This is a genomic window from Kitasatospora sp. NPDC056273, assembly GCF_042268845.1.
Lineage (GTDB): Bacteria > Actinomycetota > Actinomycetes > Streptomycetales > Streptomycetaceae > Kitasatospora.
The window spans coordinates 19866-33127 of sequence record NZ_JBHJSJ010000079.1; the positions used below are offsets into that span (position 1 = coordinate 19866).

The 13262-nt window shown below is 75.4% G+C and carries 7 protein-coding genes; 4 read left to right on the plus strand and 3 right to left on the minus strand.

Features of this window, described 5'->3' with window-relative positions; genetic code table 11:
- Positions 1 to 26: 26 nt before the first annotated feature.
- Both ACFCY1_RS38330 and ACFCY1_RS38335 read left to right on the plus strand, forming a co-directional pair.
- Entirely contained in the window at positions 27 to 6995 is a 6969-nt protein-coding gene (locus tag ACFCY1_RS38330; RefSeq protein WP_375877522.1) for an amino acid adenylation domain-containing protein, read from the plus strand.
- 49 nt (positions 6996 to 7044) lie between these two features.
- Positions 7045 to 8205, plus strand: a complete 1161-nt coding sequence (locus ACFCY1_RS38335) for an acyl-CoA dehydrogenase family protein (RefSeq protein ID WP_375877523.1) — start codon at positions 7045 to 7047, stop codon at positions 8203 to 8205.
- 26 nt (positions 8206 to 8231) lie between these two features.
- On the opposite strand, the gene ACFCY1_RS38340 is transcribed toward ACFCY1_RS38335, so the two are convergent.
- Complete coding sequence (locus tag ACFCY1_RS38340; RefSeq protein WP_049657893.1) at positions 8232 to 8525, minus strand: hypothetical protein; 294 nt, start codon at positions 8523 to 8525, stop codon at positions 8232 to 8234.
- A gap of 73 nt (positions 8526 to 8598) precedes the next feature.
- Here ACFCY1_RS38340 and holA point away from each other — a divergent pair, with 73 nt between their 5' ends.
- Positions 8599 to 9597, plus strand: a complete 999-nt coding sequence (gene holA / locus ACFCY1_RS38345; RefSeq protein ID WP_375877524.1) for a DNA polymerase III subunit delta — start codon at positions 8599 to 8601, stop codon at positions 9595 to 9597.
- 25 nt (positions 9598 to 9622) lie between these two features.
- Here holA and ACFCY1_RS38350 read toward each other — a convergent pair whose 3' ends face one another.
- Both ACFCY1_RS38350 and rpsT read right to left on the minus strand, forming a co-directional pair.
- A complete protein-coding gene (locus tag ACFCY1_RS38350; RefSeq protein ID WP_181970581.1) occupies positions 9623 to 10474 on the minus strand; it encodes a hypothetical protein in 852 nt (283 codons plus the stop codon).
- 263 nt (positions 10475 to 10737) lie between these two features.
- On the minus strand, positions 10738 to 11007 hold the full coding sequence (gene rpsT / locus ACFCY1_RS38355; protein WP_030309778.1) for a 30S ribosomal protein S20: 270 nt from the start codon (positions 11005 to 11007) through the stop codon (positions 10738 to 10740).
- Positions 11008 to 11337: 330 nt separating this feature from the next.
- On the opposite strand from rpsT, the gene lepA reads away from it, so the two are divergent.
- The gene (lepA, locus tag ACFCY1_RS38360; RefSeq protein ID WP_063780165.1) at positions 11338 to 13206 is read left to right on the plus strand and encodes a translation elongation factor 4; all 1869 of its coding nucleotides are present in this window, start codon (positions 11338 to 11340) and stop codon (positions 13204 to 13206) included.
- Positions 13207 to 13262: the final 56 nt, after the last annotated feature.

The window sequence follows — 13262 nt, forward strand, 5'->3', positions numbered from 1 at the left end:
AGATCCCCACGGAGGACCGATCCGTCATGGCATCAGCATCGGACGAGAAGCTGCTCGGATACCTCAAGCGCCTCACCCTCGACCTGCACGAGGCGCGCGGGCGCCTGCGCGAGCTGGAGGAGGGGGAGCGGGAGCCGATCGCGATCGTCGGCATGGCGTGCCGGTACCCGGGCGGGGTCGACTCGCCCGACGCGCTGTGGCGGCTGCTGGCCGAGGGCGGGGAGAGCGTCGGCGCGTTCCCCCGTGACCGGGGCTGGGAGGAGGGGCTGTACGACCCCGAGGGCGGCGGACGGAGCCTGACCGGTTCCGGCGGATTCCTGTACGACGCGGCCGAGTTCGACGCCGGCTTCTTCGGGATCAGCCCGCGCGAGGCGCTGGCCATGGACCCGCAGCAGCGGCTGCTGCTGGAGACCGCCTGGCGGGCCTTCGAGGACGCCGGGATCGACCCGGAGTCGGTGCGCGACACCGAGACCGGGGTGTTCGCCGGCCTGTCGAACCTCGACTACGGGCTGGGGCGCGGCGAGGTGCCCGAGGAGGCCGAGGGCTTCCTGACCACCGGGGCGGTGGGCGGCGCGGCGTCCGGCCGGATCTCGTACACGCTCGGCCTGCGCGGTCCGGCGATCACCGTGGAGACGGCCTGTTCGTCCTCGCTGGTCGCGCTGCACCTGGCCGTCCGGTCGCTGCGCGGCGGCGAGTGCGCGATGGCGCTGGCGGGCGGGGCGACGGTCATGTCCACCCCGCAGCTGTTCACCGAGTTCACCAGGATGCAGGGCGTGGCGCCGGACGGCCGGTGCCGCCCGTTCTCGGCCGGGGCCGGCGGCAGCGGGCTCTCCGAGGGCGTGGGCGTGCTGCTGCTGGAACGGCTGTCGGACGCGCGGCGGCGCGGCCACCCGGTGCTGGCCGTGGTGCGCGGCAGCGCGGTGAACCAGGACGGCGCCAGCAACGGCTTCACCGCGCCGAGCGGGTCCGCGCAGCAGCGGGTCATCCGGCAGGCGCTGGCGGACGCGCGGCTGTCGCCCGGCGACGTCCAGGTGGTGGAGGCGAGCAGCACCGGCACGGAGCTCGGCGACCCGATCGAGGCGCGCGCCCTGCTGGCCGCCTACGGGCAGGACCGGGACCGGCCGCTGCGGCTGGGCTCGCTGAAGCCCAACATCGGGCACTCCCAGGCGGCGGCGGGCGTCGCCGGGGTGATCAAGACGGTGCTGTCGATGCGTCACGGCACCCTCCCCGCCACCCTGTACGCGGACGAGCCCACCCCGCACGTCGACTGGTCGGCGGGCGCGGTCGAGCTGGTCGCCGAGCGGGCCGCCTGGCCGGGGACGGCCGGGCCCAGGCGGGCCGGGGTGTCCTCGCAGGGCATCAGCGGCACCAACGCCCACGTGATCATCGAGGAGGCCCCGGCCGCCTTGGAGGCGGGGGAGACCGGGGAAGGGGAGGCCGGTCCGGGCGGGCCGCGGCTGCTGACCCTGTCCGCCAAGTCGCCGGCCGCGCTCGCCGAACTCACCGACCGCTACACCGAGTTGCTCGCGGACGACGGGCCGGGCGCGGCCGGCGGGCCGGGTGCGGCCGGCGGGCCGGGTGCGGCCGGCGGGTCCGGCTTGGCGGCGATCTGCCGGGCCACCGGCCTCGGCCGGGCGCACTTCCCGCACCGGCTGACGGCCGTCGCCTCCTCGGCCGCCGAGCTGCGGGACCTCCTCCTGCGGACCCGCCGGGAGGAGGAGCCGCCGGCCGGCGTCCGGGTCGGCACCCGGACCCCGGAGGGCGGCCGGGGCCCGGTGTTCCTCCTCACCGGCTCCACCGGCCCCCTGGCCGGGCCGGACGCCGAGGCGGTCGCCGTCCTGGCCGAGGCCGAGCCGGTCTTCCGCCGCGCCCTGGACCAGTGCGCCGAGGCGCCCGGCGGCCGGCTCTCGCCGTTCGCCGTCGGCTACGCGCTCGCCGAGCTGTGGCGCTCGTGGGGCGTGCGGCCCGCCGCCGTCCTCGGCCACGGCACCGGCGAGCTGGTGGCCGCGTGCGTCACGGGCACGATGAGCCCGGAGGACGCGCTGGTGGCGGCCCGTACGGTCCGGAACGCGGCCGCGCCGGAGACGGCCGGGCCGGACGCCGCCGGGTCGGAGCGGTTCGCCGCCGGCCTCGCCGCGCTGCTGCGGGACGGCCACCGCACCTTCGTCGAGCTCGGGCCCGCCTCGCCGCTGCTCGACGAGGTCCGGGCGGCCGGGCACACCGTGGTCCTGCCGTCGCTGCGCCCGGGGGAGGACGCCCGGCGCACCCTCCTCGACAGCCTCGGCGCGCTCTACACCCGGGGCGCGCGGATCGACTGGGCGCGCGTGCACGGCGAGCCCGCCGGGCCGCCGGTGCGCCTGCCCGGGTACCCGTTCCAGCGTGAGCGCTACTGGCTCTGGACCGGTGCCCCGCGCCGCGCCGGGGCACCGGCCCCGGAGGGGTCGCTGGTCGCGCAGGTACGGCTGGTCGGCCCCGACGGTACGCCGGTGGCGCTCGCCGACGGCGTGCGCCTGGAGGCGGTGCCGGACGCCCTGCCGCCCACCGCGCCCGCGACGGAGACGCCCGCGACGGAGACGCCCGCGACGGAGCCGCCCGCGGCGCAGGGACCCGTCGAGGACGTCGTCGAGCTGGTGGCCGGCATCGTCGGCCGGGCGCGCGGCGCGGCCGTCACCGGCGACGACCGGGAGCTGCCGCTGCGGCGCCTGGCCGTCGACTCGCTGATCGCGATGGACATCCGGCAGACCCTCGCCCGGCTGCTCGGCGTGGACCTGCCGCTGCGCGACCTGCTGGACGGCCGCGGCGTCACCGCGATCGCCGACGCCGTCCGGGCCGCACGCGGCGACACCGACGGCGGCAGTGGCGCTGACGCCCGACGACCCGGGACGGCGCTGGTCGCCGACCCGGCGGCCCGCCACGAGCCGTTCCCGCTCACCGACCTCCAGCAGGCCTACCTGGTCGGCCGGACCGATGCCTTCGAGCTCGGCAACGTCTCCACCTCCTTCCTGGTCGAGGTGGACCTGACCGACACCGACCCGGACCGGCTGGCCGCCTCCTTCCGGCAGCTCGTCGACCGGCACGACATGCTCCGCGCGGTCGTCTCCCGGGACGGGCACCAGCGGGTGCTCGCCGAGGTCCCCGAGTACCGGATCGCCACCGTCGACCTGCGGGCCTGCGACCAGGCCGAGCGGGAGCGCCGCCTGGCAGCGATCCACCGGGAGATGCGGGACCAGGTCTTCGACACCGAGGCCTGGCCGCTGTTCGACGTCCGGGCCACCCTGCTCGACGCCCGCACCACCCGGCTGCACCTCAACTTCGACGCGCTGATCATCGACGGCCGCAGCTCCGGGCTGCTGTTCCGGGAGTGGGCGCAGGCCTACCGCCACGGGGCGCCCGCGACCCCCGCCCCGGCCGTCACCTACCGCGACTACGTGCTCGCCGCCGCCGGGGCGGACGCCGAGGGGCGCGAGCGGTCGCTCGCCTACTGGCGGGCCCGCGTCGACTCGCTGCCGCCCGCGCCCGCCCTGCCGCTGCGTCCGGGCCCGGCGCCCCGGCGGCCGGAGTTCGTCCACCGCACGGCCCGGGTCGGGGCCGGGGCGTGGCGGCGCTTCAAGGAGCACGCCGCGGCGGCGGGCCTGTCGCCCTCGGCCGCGCTGTGCGCCGCGTACGCGCAGGTGCTGGGCGCCTGGAGCGCCTCGCCGCGCTTCACGCTCAACCTGCTGGCGTTCCACCGGCGGCCGCTGCACGAGGACGCCGGCCGGGTGGTCGGCAACCTCAGCGCCACCACCCTGCTGGAGGTCGACGCCGCCCCCGGCGAGGCCTTCGCCGCGGGCGCCGCGCGCCTCCAGGACCAGCTGCTGGCCGACCTCGAACACGGCCACGTCAGCGGCGTCGAGGTGCTGCGCGAACTCAACCGCACCCGCGGCGGGACGGGCCTGGCGGGCATGCCGGTGGTCTTCACCAGCACGATCGGCTTCTCCGCCCGGAGCGACGGCGATGACGGCGACCACACCGCCGACGGCGCCGACGGCGGCCCGGAGCAGCGCGGGGCGCTGACCGCGCTGACCGCGCTCGGCACCGCCGGCGAGCTGGCCTCCAGCTCGGTGCGCACCCCGCAGGTGTGGCTCGACCACCAGGCCCTGGAGGAGGCCGGGGAGCTGGTCCTGAACTGGGACGTGGTGGAGGAGGTGTTCCCCGAGGGCGTCGTCGACGGGATGTGGGAGGCCTACCGGGACCTGGTGCGCGGCCTGTGCGAGGAGGGCGCGTGGCGCCGCCCGCCGGCCGTGCTCGTGCCGGAGGCCGACCTGGCGGTCCGCCGGGCCGTCAACGCCACCGACGGCCCCGTCCCCGCCGAGCTGCTGCACGACGCGTTCCTGCGGCAGGCCGCGGCCCGGCCGGACGCGCCCGCCGTCATCACCGCCGCCCGGACCCTCAGCTACCGCGAGGTGGACCGCCGGTCCGACCGGATCGCCCGTCGGCTGATCGAGGACGGCGCCGGCCCGGGCGCGCTGGTCGGCATCGTGCTGGACAAGGGCTGGGAGCAGGTCGTCGCGGCGCTGGCCGTCCTCAAGACCGGGGCCGCCTACGTGCCGGTCGACGCCGCCGTGCCCGGCCCCCGCCTGCGGATGATCGTGGAGGCCGCCGGGATCGGCCTGGTGCTGACCCGCTCGGCGGTCGCGGCCGGGCTCGACCTGCCGGACGGCACCCGCGCGCTGCACGTCGACACCGAGCCGGAGGACACCGGCGCGGACGGCCCGCTGCCGCCCTCCCCGGCCCGGCCCGAGGACCTCGCGTACGTCATCTTCACCTCGGGCTCCACCGGGGTGCCGAAGGGCGTGATGATCGAGCACACCGGCGCGGTCAACACGATCCGGGACGTCAACGACCGGTTCGGCGTGACCGGGGACGACCGGGTGCTGGCGCTGTCGGCGTTCAACTTCGACCTCTCGGTCTACGACGTGTTCGGCCTGCTCGCGGTCGGCGGCGCCGTGGTCCTGCCCGACGTCCCGGCGCAGCGCGAGCCGGCCGCCTGGCTGGACCTGGTGACCCGGCACCGGGTGACGGTCTGGAACAGCGTCCCCGCGCTGATGGAGATGTTCGTCGAGCACGTGCGGGCGCTCGGCGGCCCGTTCCCGCTGCGGCTGGTGATGATGAGCGGCGACTGGATCCCCGTCACCCTCCCCGGCGCCGTCGCCGCGGTCCTGCCGGACGCGCGGGTCGTCGGCCTGGGCGGTGCGACCGAGGCCTCGATCTGGTCGATCCTGCACCCGATCACCGACGTGGACCCGGAGCGGACGAGCATCCCGTACGGCCGGCCGATGCGGAACCAGCGCTTCCATGTGCTGGACGAGGCGCTGCGGCCGCGCCCGGCCTGGGTCCCCGGCGACCTGTACATCGCGGGCACCGGCCTGGCCCGCGGCTACCTCGGCGACGAGGAGAAGACCCGCGCGGCCTTCCCGCGCCACCCGGTGACGGGGGAGCGGCTCTACCGCACCGGCGACCTCGGCCGCTACCTGCCGGACGGCGACATCGAGTTCCTCGGGCGCGCGGACTTCCAGGTGAAGATCCAGGGCCACCGGATCGAGCTCGGCGAGGTCGAGGCGGCGCTGCTGCGCCGGCCGGACGTCCGGGCGGCGGCCGTGGTGGCCGAGGGCGAGCGCGGCGGCCCGCGGCGGCTCGTCGGCTACGCGGTGGCGGACGCCTCCGAGGAGGAGCTGCGCGCGGCGCTCGGCCGGGAACTGCCGGGGTACCTGGTGCCCGCCCGGATCGTCCTGCTGCCGGAGCTGCCGCTGACCGACAACGGCAAGGTGGACCGCCGGCGGCTTCCCTCGCCCGGGCTCGCGGCCCCGCGCTCCGGTGGGGCGGTCGCCCCGCGCGACGCGGCCGAGCGGCTGCTCGCCGGGATCTGGGCCGAGTTCTTCGGCACTCCCGCGGCGACCGCCGACGCCGCCCCGGACCCCGCCGTCGCCGCCCCGGACCCCGCCGTCGCCGCCCCGGACCCTTCCGGTTTCGACGTCACGGCGAACTTCTTCGACCTCGGCGGCGACTCCATGCTCGCGGTGCGGATGATGGCCCGGATCAGGCAGTGCACCGGCCGCTCGCTGCCGGTGGCCACGCTGCTCGCCCGGCCGACCGTCGAGGCGCTCGCCGGGGTGCTGCGCGAGTGGGCCGAGGACGAGGGCCGGGCGGCCCTGGTCACCGTCCGGGGCACCGGGGCCCGGCCGCCGCTGTTCCTGGTCCACCCGGTCGGCGGTGACGTGCTCTGCTACGCCGGGCTCGCCGCCCTGCTGGACGAGGACCAGCCGGTCCACGCCCTCCAGTACCCCGAAGCGGACCCCGGGGCGGACTCCGGGGCGCAGCCCGCCCCGAGGACCGTGGCCGAACTGGCCGCGCACTACGCCGACGCGATCACCGCGCGGTTCCCGGACGGCCCGTACCGGCTCGGCGGCTGGTCGATGGGCGGGGTGATCGCCCTGGAGACCGCCCGGCTGCTCACCGACCGGGGCGCGGCGGTCGAGCTGGTCGCGGCCGTGGACCTGCTCGAACCGCCCGGCCGCACCGAGCCCGCCGCCGAGCCGGCGCTGCTGGCCCGGTTCGCCCGGGACCTGGCCGGGCTGGCCGGCCACGACTGGAACCCCGGGCCGGAGGAGTTCGAGCCGGTCGACGGCGGCTCCCCGGTCGAGGAGCTGCTGACCCGGGCCCGGCGGGCCGGCGTCCTGCCGGAGGAGATCGACGGCGCCACCCTGGAGCGGCTCGCGGGCCGGTTCCTGCGCCTCAGCCGGGCGCTGGCCGAGCACCGGCCCGTCCCGTACCGGGGCCGGGTCCGGCTGCTGCGGGCGATGGACGGGGCCAGCACGGCCACCACCCGGCGGTGGCTGGAGCTGCTCGGCGACCGGGCGGAGAGCGTCGACGTGCCCGGCGACCACTACAGCGTCATGCGCGCCCCGTACCTCCCGACCCTGGCGGCCGAGCTCGACAAGGCGTTGAACGACCTGTGACCCGCCGCCCCGGAGAACCCCACCGCACCCGCCGAACCAGGAGGACCGGATGACCACCCTCGAACTGCCGCCCCGGACCGGGACGGCCCGGACCGGTACGCCCCGGACCGGGACGGCCCGCACCGCCGCCTCGGTCCTGGACCGGGTACGGAGCTACGCCGCCGGCCTGCCGGCCACCGCGCCGGAGACCGAACGGCTGGGCCGGATCCCCGGTGACGTCCTGGCGGGCCTGAAGGCCACCGGGCTGCTGCGGGCCGCCCTGCCGCCGCGGCTGGGCGGGGTCGAGCTGACCGTGCCGGAGACCACCCGGGCGATCGACCTGCTGGCCGAGGGCGACGCCTCGGTCGCCTGGTGCGCGTCCGTCGCGCTGAACGCCTCGCTGGCCGTGGTCTCGCTGCCCGAGGACGTCTTCGCCGAGCTGTTCCCGGACCCGGACCTGATCACCGCGACGGTGCTGCCGCCGGCCGGGCGGTCGGTCCGGCACGGCGGCGGCCACCTGCTGACCGGCCGCTGGACCCACGCCAGCGGGATCACCCACGCCGACCGGGTGCTGGCCGGGTTCCTGACCCCGGAGGGCACCCCGAGGGTCGCCGTCCTGGACGCCGCGCAGGTCCGGGTGCTGGACACCTGGCACACCACCGGGCTGCGCGGCACCGGCTCGCACGACATCGAGGTCGCCGACCTGTTCGTCCCGGAGCGGCACACCTTCGCCCTGGCGCCGTCCGGCACCCGGGCGGAGCCGCTCCACCTGCGCGCCGACAACCTCGCCCTCAAGATGGCGGGCGTGCCGCTGGGGATCGGCCGGGCCGCGTTGGCCGGCGCCCGGGAGCTGCTGTCCCCCCGGCGCACCGCGCTGCCCTACCCGGGGGTCCGGGCCGACCTCGCGCACGCCGAGTCGCTGATCGGCGCGGCGGACGCCTACGTGTACCGCACGCTGGAGCAGGCCTGGGCGGCCCAGGCGGCGGGCCTGGCGCCGGAGCGCGGCACGGCGGCGCTGGCCCGCCGGTTCGCCCACCGGGCCTGCCGGGAGGCGGTCCAACTCCTGTACGACGCCGTGGGATCGGCCGCGGTCTACACCGAGCGCACCCCGCTCGACCGCTGCCTGCGCGACGTCGTCACGGCGGGCCGCCACGTCGCCTCGGCGGAGAAGGTCCTGGACGGTGTCGGCGAGCTGCGGCTCGGGGGCGCGCCCGAGTCCCCGCACCTCTGATCAGGGACCCTCAGGCCCTCAGGCCGTCACGCCTCCTCGCGCCAGCCCTCGTAGCCGGCCGCGAGGCGGTCGAGGGCGTGCAGCAGCGCCGGGGTCCAGCCGCTCTCCGGGGCCTCGGCCACGACCAGCCACTGGGCGTCCTCGGCGTCGTCCTCGCCCGCGAGCGCGTCGCGGACGACTTCGAGCTCGCCGAGGTCGGGCTGGGCGGCGCCGAGCTCCTCGGCGGCCTCCTCGGCGGTGTCGCGGTCGGGCAGGACGAGCAGCTGCCGGGCGTACGGGTCGTCGACGGCCGGGAGGTCGGTGGTGTGGTTCTCGCTCACCCGGACATTGTCCAGGTCGGCCGCCCGCTCCGTCGGGCGGGAGTGTCCGCGGCCCGTGGGATGCTGGTAGGCGATGGCCAGGAAGAGTGCACCCGACGACCTGCTCGCCCCGCTGACCCTCGCGGTCGGCCAGGAGGAGCTGCTGCTGGACCGCGCGGTCGCCCAGGTGGTGGCGGCGGCGAAGGCGGCGGACCCGGACACCGACGTACGGGACCTGCCGCCCGGCGGCCTGCAGCCCGGCAGCCTGGCCGAGCTGACCACGCCGTCGCTGTTCGCCGAGCGCAAGGTGATCGTGGTCCGGGCCGCGCAGGACCTCTCCGCCGACTCCGTGAAGGAGGTCAAGGCGTACATCGAGGCCCCGGCCGAAGAAGTGATCATGGTGCTGGTGCACGCCGGCGGCGCCAAGGGCAAGGGCCTGCTGGACGCCGGGCGCAAGGCCGGCGGGCGCGAGGTGGCCTGCCCCAAGCTGGCCAAGGCGAGCGAGCGGCTGGCCTTCGTCAAGGGCGAGTTCCGCACCCTGGGCCGCTCCGCGACCCCGGAGGCCTGCCAGGCGCTGCTGGACGCGCTCGGCAGCGACCTGCGCGAGCTGGCGGCCGCCTGCAACCAGCTGACCTCCGACGTCGAGGGCACGATCGACGAGACGGTGGTGGCCCGCTACTACAGCGGCCGGGCCGAGGCGACCGGCTTCGAGGTCGCCGACCTGGCGGTCACCGGCCGGGCCGCGGAGGCGCTGGAGCGGCTGCGCTGGGCGCTGGCCGTCGGCCAGCCGCCGACCGGCATCACCTACGCGCTGGCCTCCGGCGTGCGCAGCATCGGCCGGCTGGCGAGCGCCGGGCGGAACATGCGCCCGGGCGACCTGGCCCGCGAGCTGGGCATGCCGCCGTGGAAGGTCGACCGGGTCCGCCAGCAGATGCGCGGCTGGACGGGCGACGGGGTGGCCACCGCGCTGACCGCGATCGCCCAGGCCGACGCCGCCGTCAAGGGCGGCTCGGACGACCCGGCGTACGCCCTGGAGCGCGCGGTGGTCGCCGTCGCCCGGGCCTCCCGGGCCGGCTCCCGGCCCGCCTACTGACGGCCCGGCGCCGCGGGCCCCGGCGCTACTTCTTCATGGCCCGCACGGTGTCCTGCCCGTCGGACTGGAGGGCGGTGCGCAGCTCCTCCTTGGTCGGCGGCTTGCCCTTGCCCTCGGTGTAGCCGGCCGAGTAGGTGACGTAGTACGTCATCCCGCCGTCGCGGATGTCCAGTTCGGCGTAGACGCTGTGGTACTGGTCCGAGCCGTCGTCCTTGTACAGGAAGTACGCCTCCTCGCCGAGCCCCGCGATGTCGGTGACCTGGTAGCCGCGGGCCCGGTAGAGCTCCTTGTTGGCCTCCAGCTCGGGCGCCGGGTTGACCGCCTTGTGCAGGTCGACGCGCATGTAGAGGGTGGCGGACTCGCTGTCGCTGGTGCCGCCGGTGCGCTTGAGCGACATCGAGCAGTTCATGCTGTCCAGCGCCGGGTGCCGGTCGGTGTGGTGGGTCGGCTTGGAGGTGTCCGAGACGGAGTAGGTCTGCAGGAGCTTCGTGGGCTTCCCGGTGGCGCAGAAGTCGTCGGAGAGGTGGTAGCCGCGCAGGTCGCGCGGCGAGGAGTCGCTGCTGACCAGGCCGGGAACGGCCGTCACGGCGGCGGCCCAGCCGATCGAGACGGTCACCGCGCCGACGAACGCCCAGACGGCGTTGCGCCGCAGGTTCCCGCTCCGCCCGGGGGCGGGGGCGGCGGGCAGGCCGGGCGCGGTGGGCAGCCCCGGCGGCGGTCCGAAGCCGCCGGCGCCCGCGGGGCCGGGAGCGCCCGGTACGGGCTGCGCGCCCCCGCCCGGCTGCTGCTGCGGGAAGCCGTACCCCGGTCCGTTCGGCGGCTGCGGGAAGCCGTATCCCGGTCCGTTCGGTGGCTGCGGCGGCGGTGGCGTCGTCATGGAAGTTCCCCCCTGGACCTGGCGCCGAGGTGCTCCCCGCACCCCGGTCGGACCCGACCGACGATAGCCGCCGGGCCGCGGAACGCGACAGGCGCCGCAGCGGCCTCGGGGAGAGGCCGGCTGCGACGCCTGTCGCACTGCTTCTGTGCACCGCACCCGCGTGGCGAACGCAGGCCGCGTGCGGTGCGAGTCTTGCGCGCCTCGGGGGGCCGGGTAGAGGGCCGGGTCGCTCCGAAGCGGTGGGGGTCGAAGACCCCGGGGCGTCAGGCCTGGACGGCGGTGTTGACGCGCTTGGTGATGGCCGACTTCTTGTTGGCGGCCTGGTTGGCGTGGATGACGCCCTTGCTCACGGCCTTGTCCAGCGCCTTGGAGGCGGCGCGGGCCAGCTCGGTGGCCTTCTCGGTCTCGCCGGCGGCAGCGGCCTCACGGGCCTTGCGCAGAGCGGTCTTCAGCGAGGACTTGACGGCCTTGTTGCGCAGGCGCGCCTTCTCGTTGGTCTTGTTGCGCTTGATCTGGGACTTGATGTTCGCCACGAAGGAGCCTCAGTCTTGTCTAAGGATTTGAACGGGTTCGCACCCGGTGGCCGTCGGACCAGCTGAGAGGGCATGCCGAGGCCGGGTGCAGCAGCCCACGCTACCAGGGGCCCGCTGCCCGCCCCAAACCCGGGCGCCCGCGAGGGCCGCCCCCGACCGCTCGTGAGGGCGGCCCCGGACGGCCCCGGGTGCCCGAACGGCGGCCCGCCCCGCGGTCGTGGGAAGATGGCAGGGACTATTTCGATCGGACGAGCCCGTCCGGTCCCCGGGAAACCGGTCAGCGATGACCCGGACACCCCCGGCCCCGGACCAACGGAGAATCGGACCAAGGTGCCCGCGACCCCCAGCAATGTGCCAGAGCCCAGCCGTACCGACCCGGCGCTGATCCGCAACTTCTGCATCATCGCCCACATCGACCACGGCAAGTCGACGCTCGCAGACCGGATGCTGCAGATCACCGGCGTCGTCGACCCCCGGCAGATGCGTGCCCAGTACCTCGACCGCATGGACATCGAGCGTGAGCGCGGCATCACCATCAAGTCGCAGGCGGTCCGCCTTCCGTGGGCGCCGAAGACCGGTCCGAACGCCGGGACGACGCACATCCTCAACATGATCGACACCCCCGGCCACGTGGACTTCACGTACGAGGTGTCCCGCTCCCTCGCCGCGTGCGAGGGCACCATCCTGGTGGTCGACGCGGCCCAGGGCATCGAGGCGCAGACCCTCGCCAACCTGTACCTGGCGCTGGAGAACGACCTCACGATCGTCCCGGTCCTCAACAAGATCGACCTGCCGGCCGCCCAGCCGGAGAAGTACGCGGCCGAGATCGCCCACATCATCGGCTGCGACCCCTCCGACGTGCTCCAGGTCAGCGCCAAGACCGGCCTGGGCGTCGAGGACCTGCTGGACCACATCGTCAACACCGTCCCGGCCCCGGTCGGCGTCAAGGACGCCCCGGCCCGCGCGATGATCTTCGACTCGGTGTACGACTCCTACCGCGGCGTGGTCACCTACGTCCGTGTGGTGGACGGGCAGCTCACCAAGCGCGAGCGGATCTCGATGATGTCCACCGGCGCGACCCACGAGCTGCTGGAGATCGGCGTCATCTCGCCCGAGCCGAAGGTCGCCGACGGCCTCGGCGTCGGCGAGGTGGGCTACATCATCACCGGTGTGAAGGACGTCCGGCAGTCCAAGGTCGGTGACACGATCACCTCGATGCACAAGGGCGCCACCGAGGCGCTGGGCGGCTACAAGGACCCGCGCCCGATGGTGTTCTCCGGCCTCTACCCGCTGGACGGCTCGGACTACCCGCTGCTGCGCGACGCCCTCGACAAGCTGCGGCTCAACGACGCCGCGCTGGTGTACGAGCCGGAGACCTCGGTCGCGCTCGGCTTCGGCTACCGCTGCGGCTTCCTCGGCCTGCTGCACCTGGAGATCATCCGGGAGCGCCTGGAGCGCGAGTTCAACCTCGACCTGATCTCCACCGCCCCGAACGTGGTCTACCGGGTGGTCATGGAGGACGGCACCGAGCACACCGTCACCAACCCGAGCGAGTTCCCCACCGGCAAGATCGCCGAGGTGTTCGAGCCGGTGGTGCGCGGCACCATCCTCGCGCCCAACGAGTTCGTCGGCGCGATCATGGAGCTCTGCCAGTCCCGCCGCGGCAACCTCCAGGGCATGGACTACCTGTCCGAGGACCGGGTCGAGCTGCGCTACACCCTGCCGCTCGCGGAGATCGTCTTCGACTTCTTCGACCAGCTGAAGTCCAAGACCCGCGGCTACGCCTCGCTGGACTACGAGCCCATCGGCGAGCAGTCCGCCCAGCTGGTGAAGGTCGACATCCTGCTGCACGGCGACGCGGTGGACGCCTTCTCCGCGATCGTCCACAAGGACAAGGCCTACGGCTACGGCGTGATGATGGCGGGCAAGCTCCAGAAGCTCATCCCCCGCCAGCAGTTCGAGGTGCCGATCCAGGCGGCCATCGGCTCCCGGGTGATCGCCCGTGAGACGGTCCGCGCGATCCGCAAGGACGTCCTCGCCAAGTGCTACGGCGGTGACATCTCCCGTAAGCGGAAGCTGCTGGAGAAGCAGAAGGAAGGCAAGAAGCGGATGAAGATGGTCGGCCGCGTGGAGGTCCCGCAGGAGGCCTTCATCGCCGCGCTGTCCACCGACGCCGAGGCGCCGAAGGAGAAGAAGTAACGGCGGCAGGCGTTCGGAAACGCGGGAAGGGCCCGGGCATCAGCCCGGGCCCTGTC

Bases quoted from the DNA above. Each gene is read 5' to 3' on its own strand.
- ACFCY1_RS38330 (WP_375877522.1), top strand. From the start codon at position 27: ATGGCATCAGCATCGGACGAGAAGCTGCTCGGATACCTCAAGCGCCTC.
- ACFCY1_RS38335 (WP_375877523.1), top strand. From the start codon at position 7,045: ATGACCACCCTCGAACTGCCGCCCCGGACCGGGACGGCCCGGACCGGT.
- holA (WP_375877524.1), top strand. From the start codon at position 8,599: ATGGCCAGGAAGAGTGCACCCGACGACCTGCTCGCCCCGCTGACCCTC.
- ACFCY1_RS38350 (WP_181970581.1), bottom strand. From the start codon at position 10,474: ATGACGACGCCACCGCCGCCGCAGCCACCGAACGGACCGGGATACGGC.